This is a genomic window from Paeniglutamicibacter sp. GQ140 (genome assembly GCF_059759235.1).
In genome coordinates, this window is sequence record NZ_JCAXDW010000018.1 from 36,251 (window position 1) to 53,725 (window position 17,475).

18 protein-coding genes and 3 tRNA genes are annotated in these 17,475 nt (G+C 67.7%); 6 read left to right on the forward strand and 15 right to left on the reverse strand.

Annotated features, from left to right (window positions below):
• Positions 1 to 104: 104 nt before the first annotated feature.
• From mmsB to AC6CHY_RS19015, 3 genes are read right to left on the reverse strand one after another with little or no spacing between them, the layout of a single operon-like run.
• A complete protein-coding gene (gene mmsB / locus AC6CHY_RS19005; protein ID WP_498227853.1) occupies positions 105 to 1,031 on the reverse strand; it encodes a 3-hydroxyisobutyrate dehydrogenase in 927 nt (308 codons plus the stop codon).
• Between the two features lie 15 nt (positions 1,032 to 1,046).
• Complete coding sequence (locus tag AC6CHY_RS19010; protein ID WP_498227854.1) at positions 1,047 to 2,120, reverse strand: enoyl-CoA hydratase/isomerase family protein; 1,074 nt, start codon at positions 2,118 to 2,120, stop codon at positions 1,047 to 1,049.
• Positions 2,121 to 2,125: 5 nt separating this feature from the next.
• Positions 2,126 to 3,625: a CoA-acylating methylmalonate-semialdehyde dehydrogenase gene (locus tag AC6CHY_RS19015; protein ID WP_217388932.1), complete on the reverse strand. Its 1,500-nt coding sequence runs from the start codon at positions 3,623 to 3,625 to the stop codon at positions 2,126 to 2,128.
• A gap of 240 nt (positions 3,626 to 3,865) precedes the next feature.
• Between AC6CHY_RS19015 and AC6CHY_RS19020 the strand changes: the two genes are divergently transcribed.
• The 3 genes from AC6CHY_RS19020 to AC6CHY_RS19030 are packed head-to-tail and all read left to right on the forward strand — an operon-like array spanning position 3,866 to position 6,572.
• Positions 3,866 to 4,669, forward strand: a complete 804-nt coding sequence (locus tag AC6CHY_RS19020; RefSeq protein WP_217388933.1) for an exodeoxyribonuclease III — start codon at positions 3,866 to 3,868, stop codon at positions 4,667 to 4,669.
• Positions 4,670 to 4,671: 2 nt separating this feature from the next.
• Complete coding sequence (locus AC6CHY_RS19025; RefSeq protein ID WP_217388934.1) at positions 4,672 to 5,523, forward strand: DUF8083 family protein; 852 nt, start codon at positions 4,672 to 4,674, stop codon at positions 5,521 to 5,523.
• A 47-nt stretch (positions 5,524 to 5,570) separates the two neighbouring features.
• Positions 5,571 to 6,572 carry a YdcF family protein gene (locus AC6CHY_RS19030; protein WP_498227857.1) on the forward strand — a complete coding sequence of 334 codons (1,002 nt, stop codon included), beginning with the start codon at positions 5,571 to 5,573 and terminating at the stop codon, positions 6,570 to 6,572.
• Between the two features lie 10 nt (positions 6,573 to 6,582).
• Here AC6CHY_RS19030 and AC6CHY_RS19035 read toward each other — a convergent pair whose 3' ends face one another.
• The 8 genes from AC6CHY_RS19035 to AC6CHY_RS19070 form a co-directional block, all read right to left on the reverse strand.
• The gene (locus tag AC6CHY_RS19035; RefSeq protein ID WP_498227859.1) at positions 6,583 to 7,197 is read right to left on the reverse strand and encodes a hypothetical protein; all 615 of its coding nucleotides are present in this window, start codon (positions 7,195 to 7,197) and stop codon (positions 6,583 to 6,585) included.
• Positions 7,194 to 7,769 carry a hypothetical protein gene (locus AC6CHY_RS19040; RefSeq protein WP_498227861.1) on the reverse strand — a complete coding sequence of 192 codons (576 nt, stop codon included), beginning with the start codon at positions 7,767 to 7,769 and terminating at the stop codon, positions 7,194 to 7,196. The genes AC6CHY_RS19035 and AC6CHY_RS19040 overlap by 4 nt, the downstream gene beginning before the upstream one ends.
• Positions 7,769 to 8,134, reverse strand: coding sequence for a hypothetical protein (locus AC6CHY_RS19045; protein WP_498227862.1), 366 nt, complete (start codon positions 8,132 to 8,134; stop codon positions 7,769 to 7,771). Before AC6CHY_RS19045 ends, AC6CHY_RS19040 begins: the two co-directional genes overlap by 1 nt.
• A complete protein-coding gene (locus tag AC6CHY_RS19050; protein WP_217388939.1) occupies positions 8,131 to 8,322 on the reverse strand; it encodes a hypothetical protein in 192 nt (63 codons plus the stop codon). The genes AC6CHY_RS19045 and AC6CHY_RS19050 overlap by 4 nt, the downstream gene beginning before the upstream one ends.
• Positions 8,319 to 8,756, reverse strand: coding sequence for an Asp23/Gls24 family envelope stress response protein (locus tag AC6CHY_RS19055; protein ID WP_217388940.1), 438 nt, complete (start codon positions 8,754 to 8,756; stop codon positions 8,319 to 8,321). Before AC6CHY_RS19055 ends, AC6CHY_RS19050 begins: the two co-directional genes overlap by 4 nt.
• A 212-nt stretch (positions 8,757 to 8,968) precedes the next feature.
• Positions 8,969 to 9,044: transfer RNA gene (locus AC6CHY_RS19060), tRNA-Phe, on the reverse strand.
• A 55-nt stretch (positions 9,045 to 9,099) separates the two neighbouring features.
• A tRNA-Asp gene (locus tag AC6CHY_RS19065) sits at positions 9,100 to 9,173 on the reverse strand.
• An 80-nt stretch (positions 9,174 to 9,253) separates the two neighbouring features.
• A tRNA-Glu gene (locus tag AC6CHY_RS19070) sits at positions 9,254 to 9,326 on the reverse strand.
• 183 nt (positions 9,327 to 9,509) lie between these two features.
• Here AC6CHY_RS19070 and AC6CHY_RS19075 point away from each other — a divergent pair.
• Positions 9,510 to 9,881, forward strand: coding sequence for a metallopeptidase family protein (locus AC6CHY_RS19075; RefSeq protein ID WP_498227864.1), 372 nt, complete (start codon positions 9,510 to 9,512; stop codon positions 9,879 to 9,881).
• A 556-nt stretch (positions 9,882 to 10,437) separates the two neighbouring features.
• A complete protein-coding gene (locus AC6CHY_RS19080) occupies positions 10,438 to 11,997 on the forward strand; it encodes a C40 family peptidase (RefSeq protein ID WP_498227865.1) in 1,560 nt (519 codons plus the stop codon).
• Between the two features lie 85 nt (positions 11,998 to 12,082).
• Here the strand turns inward: AC6CHY_RS19080 and AC6CHY_RS19085 are convergent, their stop codons facing one another.
• Positions 12,083 to 13,054 (reverse strand): universal stress protein, encoded by a 972-nt coding sequence (locus tag AC6CHY_RS19085; protein WP_217388943.1) that lies wholly within the window; start codon positions 13,052 to 13,054, stop codon positions 12,083 to 12,085.
• Between the two features lie 170 nt (positions 13,055 to 13,224).
• Between AC6CHY_RS19085 and AC6CHY_RS19090 the strand changes: the two genes are divergently transcribed.
• Positions 13,225 to 14,697 (forward strand): NCS2 family permease, encoded by a 1,473-nt coding sequence (locus AC6CHY_RS19090; RefSeq protein WP_217388944.1) that lies wholly within the window; start codon positions 13,225 to 13,227, stop codon positions 14,695 to 14,697.
• 90 nt (positions 14,698 to 14,787) lie between these two features.
• Here AC6CHY_RS19090 and AC6CHY_RS19095 read toward each other — a convergent pair whose 3' ends face one another.
• The 3 genes from AC6CHY_RS19095 to AC6CHY_RS19105 form a co-directional block, all read right to left on the reverse strand.
• Positions 14,788 to 15,921 carry a methyltransferase gene (locus AC6CHY_RS19095; protein WP_498227868.1) on the reverse strand — a complete coding sequence of 378 codons (1,134 nt, stop codon included), beginning with the start codon at positions 15,919 to 15,921 and terminating at the stop codon, positions 14,788 to 14,790.
• A 123-nt stretch (positions 15,922 to 16,044) separates the two neighbouring features.
• Positions 16,045 to 16,923 (reverse strand): spermidine synthase, encoded by an 879-nt coding sequence (locus AC6CHY_RS19100; RefSeq protein ID WP_498227869.1) that lies wholly within the window; start codon positions 16,921 to 16,923, stop codon positions 16,045 to 16,047.
• Positions 16,916 to 17,437, reverse strand: coding sequence for a GNAT family N-acetyltransferase (locus AC6CHY_RS19105; protein ID WP_498227871.1), 522 nt, complete (start codon positions 17,435 to 17,437; stop codon positions 16,916 to 16,918). Before AC6CHY_RS19105 ends, AC6CHY_RS19100 begins: the two co-directional genes overlap by 8 nt.
• Positions 17,438 to 17,475: the final 38 nt, after the last annotated feature.

Here is a 17,475-nt window from a genome sequence, read left to right on the forward strand (position 1 = left end):
GGCGTGGCCACAGCGAGCGGGCCCCAACGACCGTCCAGGACAAAACCTGTCATGAACGTCGCCGGTCCCCGGCCTGCCCCGACTGGATTGAAACGCTGCCTTGCCTAGCTTCCGGATCTGTCCCGGATCTCGGTGATGATGCCGGAGAAGTCGCGGCCGGCCCCGCCCTCGTCGGCGAACTTGCGGTAGATCTGTGCGGCCATCGGGCCCAGTTCGGCCGCGACCCCCGCATTCTCCACGGCGTTCAGTGCCAGGCCCAGGTCCTTGGCCATCAGCGCCCCGGCAAACCCCGGAACATAGTCGCGGTTGGCCGGCGAGGTCGGCACGGGACCGGGGACCGGGCAGTTGGTCGTCACCGACCAGCATTGTCCCGAGGCCGTGGAGATCACGTCGAACAGCGCCTGGTGGCTCAGTCCCAGCTTTTCACCCAGCACGAAGGCCTCGGCGGCACCGATCATGGAGATGCCCAACAGCATGTTGTTGCAGATCTTCGCCGCCTGCCCTGCCCCGTGCCCGCCGCAGTGCACCAGCTTCTTGCCCATGACCTCCAGCAACGGTGTGATGTGCCCGAGGTCTTCCTCCTCGGCACCGATCATGAACGTCAGCGTCCCGGCCTCGGCTCCGACCACGCCGCCGGAAACCGGCGCGTCGGCGGAGCGGTGCCCGGCGGCCAGTGCGAGCGCCGCGGCCTCGCGGGCCTGGGCCACGTCGATGGTGGAGCAGTCAAGGAACAGGGTGTTCGGCTCGGCGCTTTCCAGCAGCCCGGGTCCGCCCACGCCGCGGTAGGCGTCGAGCAGGATGTCCCCGGAGGGGAACATCGTGAGCACGATGCGTGCGCCGGTGGCAGCCTCGATGGCCGAGGCAGCACAGGGCACCCCCGCCTTGGCCGCCGCGTCCATGGCCGCGGGGACGACGTCGAATCCCACCACGTCGAAGCCGGCCTTGATAAGGTTCACGGCCATGGGCTCGCCCATGTGCCCGAGTCCCAGGAATGCTATCCGGCCCGCGGCGGCGGGCGATTTTTCAGGCATGTTCTTCCTCCAGCGTTATTCGACCGCGTCGCTCAGGGCGCGTGGGTTAAGTTTGAGTTCGCGTTCCCCGAGCGGGGCGAAGCACGCGTCGATGTCTTCCTGCCGCACCTTTGCCAGGGTGGCGGGATTCCACGCCGGGGCGTAGTCCTTGTCGATGACCTGGGCGCGGATTCCCTCGGGGAAGTCGCTGGATCCGAGAAGGCGCAGCCCGACCCGGTATTCCTGCTCCAGCGCCTCTTCGAGGGAATCCAGCTCCCTGGCGCGGCGCAGCGAGGCCAGGGTGAGCTTCAGCGCGGTCGGCGACTTCTTGGCGAGCGTCGCCACGGCGTATTCGGCTTCCTCGTTTCCACCCCGTGCCAGCTCCTGCAGCGAGGAAACGATGCCCTCGATGTCGTCCTGCCCGTAGGCCCTGTCAAGCCAGGGCCGCCAGGATTCCAGGTTCGAGGCGGGGGCGGGAAGAACGAATCCCGGCAGCGCCTCGTGGACCGGCGTGGACTCCAGCGCCTCGAAGAGCTCCTCCGCGCGGGCGAAGTCGATGAGGTGGTCGGCGAGCCCCAGGTACAGCACCTCGGCAGCGCCCAGGTGTTCGCCGGTGAGCGCCGCATGGGTGCCGGTTTCCCCGGGGGCGCGGGAGAGCAGGTAGGTGCCGCCGACGTCGGGCACGAAGCCGATGGTGGTCTCCGGCATGCCGCTGCGGGTCCGCGTGGTAACGAGCCGGTGGCTACCGTGCGCGGAAATCCCGACTCCCCCGCCCAGCACCAGGCCGTCCATGTAGGCGATGTAGGGCTTGGGATAGGCGTTGATGAGCGAATTGAGCCGGTATTCGGTCGCCCAGAAGGCCTCGGTCTCCGTGCCGCCGGCCGCGATGTCGCGGTGGATGGCCACGATGTCGCCGCCGGCGCACAGCCCCCGTTCCCCGGATCCGCGCACCAGCACCTGGCTCACCGCCGGGTCGGCGGCCCAGGCGGTCAGCGTCTCGAGCATGGTTGCCGCCATGGAAGCGGTCAGGGCATTGACGGCGCGCGGCCGGTTCAGCGTGATGACGCCGAGGGTGCCGCGCACCTCGGAAAGGATCTGTGGTTCGTCCACGTCGCCTAGCTTCCTTCCGGCATCACGAAGCTGGCGCCCTCGCGGATGCCCGAGGGCCAGCGCGTGGTCACGGTTTTCGTCTTGGTGTAGAAGCGGAAGGCGTCGGCGCCGTGCTGGTTCAGGTCCCCGAATCCCGAGGCCTTCCAGCCGCCGAAGGTGTAGTAGGCGATCGGGACCGGGATGGGCACGTTGACCCCGACCATGCCGACCTGGACGCGCGAGGTGAAGTTCCGGGCGGTGTCGCCGTCTCGGGTGTAGATGGAGACGCCGTTGCCGAACTCGTGTTCCGAGGGCAGGCGCAGGGCCTCCTCGTAGTCCTTGGCCCGCACCACGCAGAGCACCGGGCCGAAGATTTCCTCCTTGTAGATCCGCATGTTTTCGGTGACGTTGTCGAAGAGGGTGGGGCCGACCCAGAATCCGCCTTCGCGGCCCTCGACCTTCAACCCGCGCCCGTCGACCAGCAGCGAGGCCCCCTCGTCGACGCCGACCTGGATGTAGTTCTCGATGCGCTCCCTGGCGCTTTGGGCCACGACCGGCCCGAAGTCGGATTCCTTGTCCATGCCGTCGCCCACCTTGAGCTGCGCCACGCGTTCCTTCAGTTTGGACACCAGGGCGTCGGCGGTGGCCTCGCCGACCGGGATCGCGACGGAGATGGCCATGCAGCGTTCGCCGGCAGAACCGTACCCGGCGCCCATGAGGGCGTCGGCAACCATTTCCAGGTCGGCGTCGGGCATGATCACCATGTGGTTCTTGGCCCCGCCGAAGCACTGGGCGCGCTTGCCGTTGGCCGCTGCGGTGGCGTAGATGCTCTGGGCGATCGGGGTGGAGCCCACGAAGCCGATGGCCTTCACGCGCGGGTCCTCGAGCAATGCGTCGACGGCTTCCTTGTCCCCGTTCACGACGTTGAAGACGCCGTCCGGCAGCCCTGCCTCGGTGAAAAGCTCGGCCAGGCGCAGCGGCACGGAGGGGTCGCGCTCGGAGGGCTTGAGGATGTAGGAGTTTCCCGCGGCCAGGGCCGGGCCGGCCTTCCACAGCGGGATCATGGCGGGGAAGTTGAACGGGGTGATTCCGGCAACCACGCCGAGGGGCTGGCGCAGCGAGTGAACGTCGATGTCGGTTCCGGCGCTGTCGGAGAATTCGCCCTTGAGCAGGTGCGGGGCGGCGGCACAGAACTCGATGACCTCGAGCCCGCGCTGGATGTCTCCCTTGGAATCCGGGAAGGTCTTGCCGTGTTCGCTGGTCAGCAGCGCCGCCAGTTCGTCCATGTTTGCGTAGACGAGCTCGACGAACTTGTTCAGGATGCGGGCCCGGCGCTGGGGATTTGTCTGCCCCCATTCGACCTGCGCGGCCTCGGCGACGGCGACGGCCGCGCCGACCTCGTCGGCCGAGGCCAGCGGAAGCCTGGATTGAACCGCACCGGTGGAGGGGTTGTACACGTCGGAGAAGCGGCCGGAAGTTCCTTTGGCGTGGGCGCCGCCCACGTAGTGGGTCAATTCGCGGGTCATGTGATGGATGCTCCTAAGCAAGATTCGCCTGAACGCGGCAGCGGCCTGTGATGCGCACCACGCCTGTTACCCAAAAATATACTCGGACTTCCTACTAAATTGCTAGGTCTTGCCGCACCCGGGCCTTGCCCATGGCCGCACATTGCACGTGCGCCGCGGCACGGAGCCCCCACCCGGCAGGTGGGCAACCGGCGGCTGCGCAAAACTGACCGCGGTGATGAGAGTTGATAGGTTGGGAGGGTGAAGATTGCTACTTGGAACGTGAACTCCCTTCGTGCCCGTGCCGACCGCGTCGAGGACTGGCTGCGCCGCGCCGACGTCGATGTCCTGGCGATCCAGGAAACCAAGTGCAAGGACGAGAACTTCCCGTGGGAGTTGTTCGAAAACAACGACTACGAGGTCGCCCACTTCGGCCTCAGCCAGTGGAATGGCGTGGCAATCGCCTCCCGCGTGGGCCTGGACGACGTGGAACGCACCTTCGTTGACCAGCCGGCCTTCGGCAAGGGCGGCAAGGACGCCGTCCAGGAAGCGCGCGCAATCGCCGCGACCTGCGGGGGCGTGCGCGTCTGGAGCCTGTACGTGCCCAACGGCCGGGCCCTTGAGGACGAGCACATGCCCTACAAGCTCTCCTGGCTCGATACCCTCAACAAGCAGGCCGCCGGATGGCTGGCCGAGGACCCCCAGGCGCAGGTCGCCCTGATGGGCGACTGGAACATCGCCCCGCGCGACGAGGACGTCTGGGACATCGACTTCTTCCTCGCCAACGAACTCACCCACGTCTCGGCTCCGGAGCGCGCCGCCTTCGAGGCCTTCCTCGAAACGGGCTTCACCGATGTGGTGCGCCCGTACACCGACACGCCCAAGACCTACACCTACTGGGACTACACCCAGCTGCGCTTCCCCAAGAACGAGGGCATGCGGATCGACTTCACGCTGGCCTCCCCCGCGCTGGCCGCCCGCGTGATCGGTGCCGAGATCGACCGCAACGAGCGCAAGGGCAAGGGTGCCTCCGACCATGTCCCGGTGATCGTGGAGCTGGATTAGCCATGGTGCAGGTCAGCGGAGCCAACCGGCGGGCCCTCCCGCCGACCTCCTACCTGCGCATTTTTGAGCCGCTGCGGGCCTTTTCGGATTCCGACCAGCGGCTGGCGGTGGCCAGCGGCCGGACCAACCGCGAGGCCATGGAAGACGCGAGCGCCGCCGCGGCGCTGCAACGCCTCACCCGGCCGGCCTCCGACCCGTTCCCGCACCTGCACAACGAGACCTTCCGCAAGCTGGTCACCACCTCCTGGGACGGGACCGTCAACACCCTGTACTGCCCCGACCAACTGGCCACCCGCACCATCCTTGCCTCGGAACAGCTCGACGGATCCATGCGCCCGGCACTGCTGGAACTGCTGGTTCCCGACGCCGCCCGCGCGGCAAACGCGCTGCGCGTGGACCGGCAGCGCTTCACCGACGACCTGGCCCACATGCATACCCGCACCGCGACCTGGGGCATCCCCTTTGGCTGGTTGATCCTGGTGCACGAGGACGACGAGGTGGATGTCATCGAGGACGGCGAGGAGCTGCTTGCCAGCCGGATCTACACGCCCCTGCCCCAGGCCCTGGACCGGGTCCGCTATGCGGCGGCGACCCTGGCCATCCATGCACCGGAAATGGACCTGCTGGACGAGCTTGCCTCGCTGAGCGAATGGCTGCAGCTCTTTGACCAGGAATCGGTGGTCGAGCTCGACTACGGGCGTATCGCGGCGCTGGTCTGGCCCGACGACTCACCGCACGACCTGCGTCTGGGCATCGAGTCGCTGGCCGAATCCGACCTGACCGGGGCCGCCGCGTCCTACCGCCGGCTTTCGAACCGGTGGCTGGCGGTTCGCCAGCTGGCGCGCGCCAACTAGTCCGCGTCCCGGGCCGGGGTGCCGCCCGCGCTTGATAGTCTCGGACGGTGTCGTTCATCCCCGCGTTGCTGCTCTTTGCCCTGTATTTCCTCCTGCGCCGGCGCGACCGCCGGATGCTGCGCAACGGGGTGGTGCTGGTGGCCGCCTGCTACCTGGCCCTGATCGAGATCGGCAATCTGCTCTCCCGCTGGGTTCCGGGCATGTCATACGTTTTCCTGGTGGTCCTGGCACTGGCCCCGCTGGCAATCCTGGCGCTGGCAGCCACCCTGCTCCGCAACGGAGCGGTGATGCTCAAGTCCGAAGGCAGGCGGCCGGGCAACCTGTTGTCCCTTGTGGCGGGGCTGCTGCTCGTCGCGTTACCGCCCCTGGCGCTATTGCTGGTGCTCACCATGAGCCCCCTGGGGATCGGGCTGGCCGCCTTGCTCTTTTTCCTCTGCAGCTATTTCGGCGTGGTGTTCGTGGTCTTCCTGGCCTATGCCGTCGCCTACGGGCGCATGCCCTTCAAGGAATCGCCGCAGGGAATCGTGGTGCTGGGCTCGCGGCTGGTCGATGGCGGGGTCCCGCCGTTGCTGCGCAGCCGCCTGGACAAGGCGCTGGAGATTTACCACCGCACCACGCCCCGCCCGCTGCTGATCCCTTCCGGCGGCCAGGGCCATGACGAGCCCCTGCCAGAGGGCGTGGCCATGGCGGACTACCTGGTTGGCGCCGGGGCCGCGCGGGATGACGTCGCGGTGGAGGACAAGGCCGTGAACACGGAGGAAAACCTCATGTTTTCCACGAAGCTCTTTGCGGAAGCCGGGCGCAGCGGCCCGCTGCTGGCTGTCACCAACAACTACCACGTGCTGCGGGCGGCCCTGCTGGCCCGCCGGCTGGGAATCGAGGCCGAGGTGGTGGGCTCGCCCACCGCAAAGTACTACCTTCCCAGTGCATTCCTGCGCGAGTACGTGGCGGTGCTGGTGGAGCACAAGTGGCTGCACGCGTTGCTCTGCCTGCCCTTCATGGGGTTCACCGCCTTGCTGGTCATGGCGGTCATCGCGAACCAGGGCTAGCCGAGCCCGGCTACAGGACGCGCTCGACCCGGGCGAAACGGGAACGGGTGCCCACCGCCAGGTACACCACCACGGGCCCGCTGACACCCAGGGCCTGTTGGACCACCTGCGCTGCCCGGGCCACGTCCCGGCCCAGCGGCCCGGGAGCGGTGCCCTTGCGCGGCTGGACCTTGATCCGCAGGCCGGCGGCCGGTTCCAGCTCCCAGACACTGACTCCGATCGAGATGACGTCGTTGCGCCGCCCCAGGACATGCCGCAGCGCCTGCTCAACCGCGGTTTGGGAGATTTCGACGCGCCCGGGCATGGGCTCGTCGTCGAAGTACGCCGACACGTAGTCGCCGCCGCGGCCGCGGCCCTGCACCGCGATCCACCACAGCACCAACAGGATCAGGCAGAGCAGCAGGGCGGCGATGAGGATCCACAACCAGGACTCCCTCTGCCCCGGAAGGGTCGTGGCCGCAAGGACGTCGTTGGCCCGTGCACCCACGTCGGCCGCGACCCGTCGCCACCCGCCGGCGTAGACCGGCGAAATGCCGGCCAGCAGAAGGTGTGCGCCGCATGCCAGCAGCGCCAGACCCAGGACGGTGAGCAGGATCCGGTTGAGGAGTCGCGGAGTGCGGTTCATTGGCCGATCACCCCGCGTTCGGCAACCCTGATGTGGACCTGCGGCAGCGGCTCGACCAGGTTGGTGCGCAGCTCGTCCTCCAGGCCGGCCACGACGAGTGCCGGGTTGATGGGCGTGCCGGAGGTCGGGCTCAGCTGCACGTCGACACGGTCGCGGTTCACGGTGACAAGTGCCTGGCCCGGCCCCACGCCCGCCTCGGCGCGTGCTCGCCTGGCCAGCGACGCCGCAAGCACCTGGTCGTCGACGACGAGGACACCGTCCTCGCAGGCAAGCGCGTGGCGGGCGTGGCGCCCGCGGCGCAGCCCGTGCAGCAGCAGCACCAGGCCAAGGCACGCGGCACAGAGGCCAATGGCCACCTGGGCCGCGGGCTCCAGGCGCCCGGGCAGCGTCGAGCCCCAGTGCCACCAGGTGTCCGGCGCGGCCAGCCATGCTTCCTGGCCCAGGGCCCTGAGCGCCACCTCCAAAAGGGCGTATAGGCAGCCCAGCAGGGCGAGCAGCGCCACGGCGATGGCGGCCGGCGAGCGGCCGCTGGTGAGCTCGCGTTCCCTGATGTCTGCGTTGTCCTCCCGCATTAGCGCCTCCGTTCCGCGGCGGCGTCCACGATTCCGGTGACCCGCACGTCCACCCGGCTGACCAGGGAGCCGGTCAACTCGCTGAACTGCTTGCCGATCTCGCCCCGCCGGCTGCGCACCCGGTCAAGGACGGTGGATCCGGGGGACACCGTGGGCCCGGCCAACGGCAGTGGCAGGTGGACGGTCAGTGCCAGGTAGCCGGCATCGTCGCGCAGAAACGCCCGAACTAGTCCGGGGCGCACGCCAAAGACGCTGGCCGCCACAGCCCGCGCGGTGCTGGTGAGCGCTTGTGCGCTGACCCGGGTGTGCCCGGCGCGGGGAACACTCGCCGCCTGCTGCACCGCAGGTGGGACGCCCTGGCTCATGACGAGGATCGTCGCCCGGTCAGGGCGTCAAGGATTGCCCGCATGTCGACCCGCCCGCCCGCGACCCTGGACAACAGGGCGCCGATGGACATGAACAATGCCATCAGGAGGAAGCCTCCCAGTCCGTGCTCAAGTGCGGCCCAGGCCAGGATGGCCCCCACGAGCGCGCCAATGAGTGTTGCTTTCATGCCAACCCTTCCGCCGCCGCGTTCCGCCGTTTTTCGGATACGGGCTCGGGGGCGGGAATATGCACGTCCCCGATTTCGATGTTTACCTCAATGACCTCGAAGTCCGTGAGGTCCTGGACGGCGCTGAATACAGCCTCGCGCACCGCCGTCGCCAGGTCGTGCAGGCGGTACCCGTACGTCGCGGTGAGCATCATGTCTATCGCGACCTGGCGTGTGCCGACTTCCACGCTGACCCCATGCGCGGGCTCGGTGGCGGAACCCACCGCGCCGCGCAGGGCGCCCAGCGCCCGCGAGGTTCCCAGCCCCAGGGAATGCACCCCGGGAATGGCGCGCGCGGCGGCCGCGGCGACCTTGGCGACGGCCAGGTCGGTGATTCTCGTTGTTCCGCTGGCTTCGGTTTCGGGCAGGTTGTGCACCGAAAGTTCACGATCCATGGGTCCGGTCCTTTCTGCGCTCGCCTCGCCATGCTCGGCGTACGCCCCCAGCCTACAGCCGATTGTGATGGACATCGCAAGAATTGGCGGGTGGGTTGGGGTTCCGCGGACGCCGCCGGCACTTTTCCGGGGACGCTGGGGCGGCAGGGGCGAACGATTCCGCACATGATCGGTTAAAGCAAAAACCCCCTTGAAAACAAGGGGGTTTTAGATGGTGGCTCCGACCGGCGTCGATCCGGTGACCTTTCGATTTTCAGTCGAACGCTCTACCAACTGAGCTACAGAGCCTGGCATCATCAGGCTAGATGATCACCCGATCTTCCGGCGAACCGGAAAACCTAAGCGACCCTGACGGGACTTGAACCCGCGACCTCCGCCGTGACAGGGCGGCGCGCTAACCAACTGCGCTACAGGGCCTTATTCGCGAAGTCTCCCTCGCTCACAAGACAAGAACTCTACCAGAGCTTTTCGCTCCAACAAAATCCAGATTTCGTGCGTACCCCCAACGGGATTCGAACCCGTGCCGCTGCCGTGAAAGGGCAGTGTCCTAGGCCGCTAGACGATGGGGGCCAGGAACCACCGCGTTGGATTACTCCGCCGCAGTGGACTCAAATAACTATAGAGGTAAATTTCCCACCGCGCAAAACGGGGCGCGCGTGACGATCGGCACAGTTGCCTATGCCCCGGCTTCCCGCCCTTCACCTCGTTGAACTGCCTTCGAAACCCGGTCAGGCAATAGGTAGAGTGCAAAGCATGGGGTACGAAATGACTGATGACGAGTTTGAGCGTGTGGCCGAACGCGCGCTGGATGAAATTCCCGGGGCCCTGTTGTCCATGATGGAGAACGTCGCCATCTTCATCGAGGATGCGTACAAGCCGTTGCCCGGCGAGGATCCCGCAACCAAACTGCTGGGGCTTTATGAGGGAATCTCCCTCACCGAACGCGATTCGGGATGGGACGCAGGGGCGATGCCCGACCGCATCACCATTTTCAAGGACGCAATCCTTGAGATCTGCTCCACCGAGAAACAGGTTGTCGAAGAGGTTGGCATCACGATCGTTCACGAGATTGCCCACCATTTCGGCATCGACGACGAACGGCTGCACGATCTCGGGTGGGGCTAGGCCAGCGGCCCGGGCGGAAAGCGCTCGCGGCCAACACGGGATCCCCCGTTGCCCGCCAACGAACGTCATTTCCGGGTTGTCGGCATGCATTGGTCCGGCCCGTTCCGATATCCACCACGCGCCCCCGATAGCCCCCATCGGCCGGCGTCGGCGGACGTCCGGCTAAAAGGCGAGGGACTCGACACTCCGCCCTGACCTATGGCGACCCGCTCCAGGGAGGCTGGGCCATTTCGAAAATTCGCCAAAAAACCGAGAAAATTACCGAATAATTACACCGTTGTAATTGTAGTTATTGATGTGACTGGTGTTGCCAGTGTGAATAGTTTTCCCATAAGGTGCTAGAGGAAGCAGCGATCAGGCCGCACCGTTCCGGCCATATTTCCCGCATCTGTTGCGGGACTTGCACACCGATCGCCGAGGTAAGGAACAACACGGCATGGCAATCAGGGAAACACTGGGCGTCGCCGCCTGCTCAATTGCATTGGCCGCCACGTGCTTTTCGGGCGCGTTCCCGGCAGCAGCGGCAACGCCTACAGCACCAAGAACCCTTAGTGTCGTGACGGAGCCCAGCTCTTCCAACACCGCGCTCCCCACCCAGGCACAGTTGCAGAGCGCCAAGTCCGATCCGGAGGCGCTCAAGGCGCTGGTCGAACAGCTCGAGGCCCGCATCGAATCCGGGCGCCAGGGCATCATCACCGCCGAGGCCGCCGCCCTGGACGCCCAGGACAACTTGCTGGCCGCCGATGAACTGCTCGCCGAACGCACCCAGGCCGCCACCGAAGCCGCCACCGAGGCGGAAAAGGCCACCGAGTACCTGCTCTCGAGCAAGAAGGACGTCGGGGCGCTGGCCTCGGACCTGTACCGCAACGGTGGCATCAATCCGGGCGTTGTCACCTTGCTGGAAGACTCCAAGGACAACGACGTCCTGTACAAGGCCTCCACCATGGACGCGTTGAGCGCCAACCGCACCCTGACGGTCAGCAACGCCGAGGACGCCGCAGCACTGTGGACCGCATGGCAGGACTATGCCGCTGCCGCGGCCAAGGCCGCCGACGAAGCCACCGCCGCCCAGCAAATCGCCGCGGCAGACGCCTCGTCGACGCTTTCCAGCTACCAGGCCTCCGTTGCGCCCCAGGAACAACTCCGAGAGGAGCTCATCGGGCAACTGGCCTACCTGCACGAGGTCGACGCCAGCGAGGAAGCCGAGCGCATTGCCGCCAAGGAAGCGGAGGCCGAGGCCAGGAAACTCCAGGAACTGATCGAGAACGCACCCCAGGCCAAGCCCCTTGAGGCCACGCGGAGCCAGGCACCCGAGATCAAGCCGCTGGCTGCCCCGCCCAAGGTCCCCACCGAACGCCCGCAGAACCAGTCACTGGTTCCCAAGCCTGCCGCACCCAAGGCCCCGCAGCTCACCGTCGCGATTCCGCCGACCGAAGAACCGGCACCGGCCAAGCCCGTCGAGGAGAAGCCCAAGGCCACCCCGAAGCCAACTCCCGCGCCCGAGCCGCCACGGGAAACCGTCAAGCCGAAGCCCAAGCCGGCCCCGGAGCCCGAGGCCCCGAAGGAAACGGTCAAGCCGAAGCCCAAACCCAAGCCGGCTCCCGAGCCCGAGGCCCCGAAGGAAACGGTCAAGCCGAAGCCCAAGCCGACGATTGCTCCGCAGGCCCCGAAACCGTCAATCAAGCCCAAGCCCGAGCCGACGCCCGAGCCCACCCAGGAGCCCGAGGCGCCGCAGTCGTCCGGCAACTACAACGCCGCCTTCTCCTGGGGCCGCATGATCGCCAACGATGAATCCAAGCAGTACAGGTACGGTGCCAACGGCCCCGACTACTACGACTGCTCGTCCTTCACCAAGGCGGCATACGCCAAGTCAGGCATCTACCTGCCGCGGACCTCGTCGCAGCAGTATGCGGCCGCTCCGACGAAGGTCCCGCTGAGCCAGCTGCGCCCCGGCGACCTGGTCTTCTCCTCGTCCAATGGCGGGAACTCGTTCTACCATGTCGCCATCTACCTTGGCGGCGGACAGGTCCTGCACGCGCGGAACCCGAACAGCGGCATCTCCGTGACGCCTCTGAGTTACGTCAACAACCTGCACTCCTACGCGGGACGCTACTAGGAGACACACCGCACCAGGGACTTATGCGTGAGGGCGTGGCAACCAATGGTTGCCACGCCCTCACGCATTGGATGGCTCGAAAGGCCTAGAGGCCATTGGCCCTGTCCTCGAATTCCTGGCGGGAGGCCAGCCGCGGGTCGTCCCCGTCGGGGACCACCATGACCGGGCCCTTCGAGTGGTGCAGCACGCCCTGGCTGGTCGAGCCCAGCAGCATCCCCGCGAAGCCGCCGCGGCCGCGCGAGCCGGTGACCAGCAGCAGTGCGGACTCGGATTCGCGGATCAGGATTTCCACCGGGGCACCGTCGATGACGTCGGTTTCGATCTCGAGGCCCGGGAACAGGCTCTGCAGCCAGGCCTTGCCGATCCCCATCTGGTGGCGCACGTCGGCGGTGACGGCCTCCTGGTCAACGGTTGCCGGCATCCAGGCCAGCGCTCCGCTGATCGGGGCCAGGGCACACACCACGCGCAAGGCCAGGCCGCGGGAGGCCGCGAGCTCGGCGGCAACCAGCACCGCCAGGCGCGCCCGGTCGGACCCGTCGACACCGACGACGATCCGGTCCTGGACCATCGTGGCATCCTCGTCGCGCTTGGACACGCACAATGGAACCACGACCGTGGGGCACTTTGCGTGTGCCGGCAGCGCGCTGGAAACCGAGCCGAGCAGCCTGCCCACGAAGCCTCCGCGGCCGCGGGTTCCGACCACGACAAGTTCGGCCTGGCGGCTCAGGTCCAGCAGTACCCCGGCGGGATCGCCCGACTCGATGTAGGTGCGCACCGTGATGTCCATGTCGGTGATCGTGGCCCGTGCCTGGCGGACGACCTCCTCCGCGCCGTTGCGGATCAGTTGGTCATCCAGCGTGGCGTAGCCGGCATCCATGGAGGACGCGGCGAAAACCGGGATCGTGTACGCGGTCACGATATTCAGGACGCTTCCGCGCCGCTTGGCTTCCTGTGCCGCCCATTTCAGGGCGCAAAGGCCTTGGTCCGAACCGTCGACGCCGACAACGATTCCTTCGATGACCTCGGCGCCACCCTGGGACTTGGTGTTTTCGCTCATCGTCTTCACTCCTACGTGTAACGGTCTGAGTCCTCCCGGGCTTCCCCCGTACGAGGTCCCGTACTCCCATTGTTCACCACAGTGTGACGTGGGTCTATCCGCAATCGAGCGTGGCGCATTTCTCCCCGGTTTTTTCGCCTAGCGGCGTAAACCCGCACTATAATTCCCACATGCCCCCTCAGGAAAAAACCCTCCCCCAAAGGACCGACCTGTCGCGTTTGGACCGGTATTTCAAGATCACCGAACGCGGCTCGAACTACTCGCGGGAGATCCGCGGCGGCTTCGCCACCTTCTTCGCCATGAGCTACATCGTGGTGCTCAACCCGCTGATTCTTTCCGGTGCCGACTCCAACGGCGACGCGCTGGGCTCGGCCCGCGTCGCCGCCGTCACCGCGCTGGTTGCCGGCATCATGACGATCCTCATGGGGGCCTGGGCCAAGCACCCGTTCGCCATGGCCGCCGGACTGGGCGTCAACGCCTTCATCGCCGTCACTGTTGCCGCCAACCCGGGACTCACCTGGCCCGACGTCATGGGTCTTGTCATCATTTCCGGTGTCACCATGCTGGTGCTGGTGCTCACCGGTTTCCGGACCGCCGTGTTCAACGCGGTCCCCACCAGCCTCAAGTCGGCCATCGTGGTCGGCATCGGCATGTTCATCGCCCTCATCGGCCTGGTCAATGCGGGTTTCGTGCGCCGCGTCCCCGACGCCGCCGGCACCACCGTCCCGGTGGGCCTGGGCTTTGACGGCTCGCTGGTGGGCTGGCCGATCCTGGTGTTCATCGTTGGCCTGCTGCTCACCATCGCCCTGGTGGTGCGCCAGACCAAGGGCGCCATCCTCATCGGCATCGTGGTCTCGGCGATCCTGGCAAACATCCTCGAGGCCGTCTTCGACATCGGCCCCTCCTTCGACGCGGCCACCGGCACGGCGGACCCGCAGGGCTGGTCGCTGGTGGCCCCCTCGATGCCCACCTGGGCGCTTCCCGACCTGTCCCTGGTGGGCCAGGCAAACGTCTTCGGCGCCTTCAGCACCCTGGGCGCCACCTCCGCCCTGCTGCTGGCCTTCGTGATCCTGCTGTCGATCTTCTTCGACGCCATGGGCACCATGGTGGGCCTGGCCAACGAGGCCGGCACCGTGGATGAGAACGGGAACATCCCGGACGTGGACAAGGTGCTGCTGGTTGACGCCATGGGCGCGGTCGTCGGCGGCGGCGCCTCGGGCTCCTCGAGCCAGATCTACGTCGAATCCGGCGCCGGCATCGGCGAGGGCGCCCGCACGGGCCTGGCCTCCATCGTCACCGGTGTCCTGTTCCTGGCCGCAATGTTCCTGACCCCGCTGATCCACCTGGTGCCCTTCGAGGCCGTCGCGCCGGCCCTGGTGGTCGTCGGGTTCATGATGATCTCGCACGTGTCCAAGATCGACTGGAGCGACTGGGGCGTTGCCATTCCGGCGTTCCTGACGTTCGTGCTGATGCCGTTCACCTATTCGATCGCCAACGGCATCGGGGCGGGCTTCGTCGCCTACGTCTTCATCCGCTCCGTCCAGGGCCGGGCCCGCGAGGTGCACCCGCTGATGTGGGCCGTCGCAGGCGCCTTCGTGCTGTTCTTCGGCATCGGCGTCATCGAGCAGGCCATCGGCATCTAGGCACGCCAACCACGCACAAGGCCACGGAAGCGGGCAGGGGACTCAAGTCCCCTGCCCGCTTCCCCTTTGCCCCGCGACCCGGAGGGGCGGCTACCTCACGCCGAGTTTCCACAGCGAGGTGACCTCGCCGGAGCGTTCCACGTGAAACGGGTCCGAGGCATCGGCCGCCCGCCCGTGGGCCGGAACGGTGTCATCGCGCCCCAGCACCACCAGGCCTGCGTCCTGGATCCATCCCAGCAGTTCCCCGCGGGTGCGCAACCCCAGCCGCTCGGCCAGGTCGGAGATGACCAGCCAGCCCTGCCCGCCCTCGGCCAGGTGGTCGGGCAACTGCGCGAGGAAGGCGCGCAGCATCGCCGACTTGGGGTCGTAGACCGCGTAGTCAAGCAGTGTCTGCGGGGTGCCCGGCAGCCACGGCGGGTTGCACACCACGACGTCCGCACGGCCCTCGGGGAACATGTCCTGCTTCACGGCCCGCGCCCGGTCCCCCAGGCCCAGCGCCGCCAGGTTCGCCTGCGCGCAGGCCACGGCCCGGTCCTGCGAGTCGGTGCCGATGACCTCGGCAACCCCGCGCCGGGCCAGGATTGCCGCCAGCACCCCGGTTCCGGTGCCGATGTCGAAGGCCAGCCCGAGGCCGGGAAGTTCGGCGCGCGCCACCAGGTCCAGGTATTCGCCGCGCACCGGGGCGAAGGTGCCGTAATGGGGGTGGATCCTCGCATCCAGCGCCGGGACGTGCAGCCCGGTGCTGCGCCACTGCTGGGCGCCGATGGCACCGAGCAGTTCCTGCAGCGAAACCACCGCGGGTTCGGCCACGGGCCCGAAGGCGTTGGTCCAGGCCTCGGTGACATCCGGGGCGCGGCGCAAGGAAACGGCGGGTCCGGGGCCCACCGGGACCAGCAGCATGGACAGGATCCGCGCCCGGTGCGTGCGTGCCTGGCGGTACTTGTAGAAGCGCTCGGCGGTGGTGGGGGCCGCCGCGTTGCGCTTGGCCTTGGTCCCGGCCGGGATGCGGCGGGCGATGGCGCTCAGCAGCTGGCGGGCGTTGTGGTAGTCCCCGGTGAACAGCATGCCGGTGCCGTTGGTGGCCATCCGGTAGGCCTCGTCGGCCCCCAGGGAGTCGTCGACCACGACGATGTTCTTCGGCGGCGGGGCGGCGTTGGCCGAGGACCACAACGCCGTCCGGTCCAGGCCGCTATGTGTCCAGGTAACTGTTGCGGGGGTGTTCATGGCGGTGCTGGCGCTCCTGCTCAACGGGGGTGGGATGGGTGCCGCGAAACGTCGGCGCAGTGGATCCAAGCCTATAGTGGGCGGCGGGCCGGCACCGCTGCCGGGCCTGGCCCTGCCGCATCGCTACACCGCGGTGGCGTGGCGCGCGAAGGTGCGCACCGTGGCGTCGTCCCAGTGTTGGGCGGGGACGCCGCCGCCGAGCAGTTCGCGGATGAACTCCGGGCCCGCCGGGATCGGCGCGTTGGAGCCGGCAATGATGACGTTTCCGTGGCGCCTGCCCTTGAGCATGGTCGGGTCCGCCACGATGGCCACGTGCTTGAAGACCGCGCCGATGGTGGCTGCCTCGCGCCGGGCGTTTTCCAGCGCCGGGGTGTCCCCGCAATTGACCACATACAGGCCCGTCTCGTCCAGCACCCGGGCCGCATGCGCGGTGAAGGCCAGGGTGGTCAGGTCCCGCGGCGTCTGGTCCCCGGCGAAGACGTCGCGGATGACCAGGTCGCGCGTGGCGTCGGTGAGCGTTGCAAGCACTGCGCCTGCCTCCCCGACGCGGATGCGCAGCAGCGGGGCGCGCGGCAGGTCGAACCAGGCCCGCACCAGGGCGGCGAGCTTGCCGTCCAGCTCCACCACGACCTGGCGGGCATTGGGGTAGGTCACCGACGCCCAGCGCGCCATGGAACAGGCACCGCCGCCCAGGTGCAGGGCGCGCAGCTTGTGCCCCTGCGCCTCGACCTGCGCCGGGTTGAAGCGGGAGCGGATGAGCGCGGCGATCCAGCGCATGTATTCGAAGTCCAGGTGCCCCGGCGCGGCAAGGTCGACGTGCGAGGAGGGAACGTCGTTGATCCGCAGCAGCCAGCCGGTGGGCGAATAGTGGTCGCGTTCCAGTTCGGCGGTGCCGGTGTCGATGGGGTAGATCCCCTCGACGGGGCCGTCCTGGGGCGCCGCGGGGGCGTCGGCCTGGACGACCGAGGCGTTCTTGGCGCGCTTGTTCTTGCCCTTAGCCACGGTGTGCGCCACGGCGGACCATGCGGAGCTCGTTCAGTCCGCTCCAGTCGTCGGCGAGCGCCTCGACCCTGCCGTCGGCGGCAAATCCGTGCTTGGCATAGAAGGCGTGGGCGCGCGGGTTGTGCTCGAGGACCCAGAGCACCGCGGCACGGTCCCCCAGCACGGCCTCCAGCAGCTGTCCGCCCAGCCCGGTCCCGTGGTGGGCGGACAGGACGTAGAGCAGCTGCAATTCGATGCCGATCCCGGTGTCCGCGTCGTCGTCGGCTGCCGGGCCGCCGCCGGCGACACCGACGATGTCCCCGGCGGTGTCGATGGCGATCCACAGCTCGGCGCCCTGGGCCAGCCCGCGGATCCACCAGTCGGCCTGCTGTTCAAGGGCGGCGCGGGCATTGGCAAAGAATGATGCGGGCCGTTGGCTGCCATAGGCCTCTTCCCAGGCCTTCAGCTTCATCTGAAGGGCGGCAGGGATGTCTTCGGGCACGGCAAGGCGAATGGCATAGGGCTCTGTAGTCACAGGGGCAAGCCTATGTGCTTCGGGGGCCGGGCGACGAA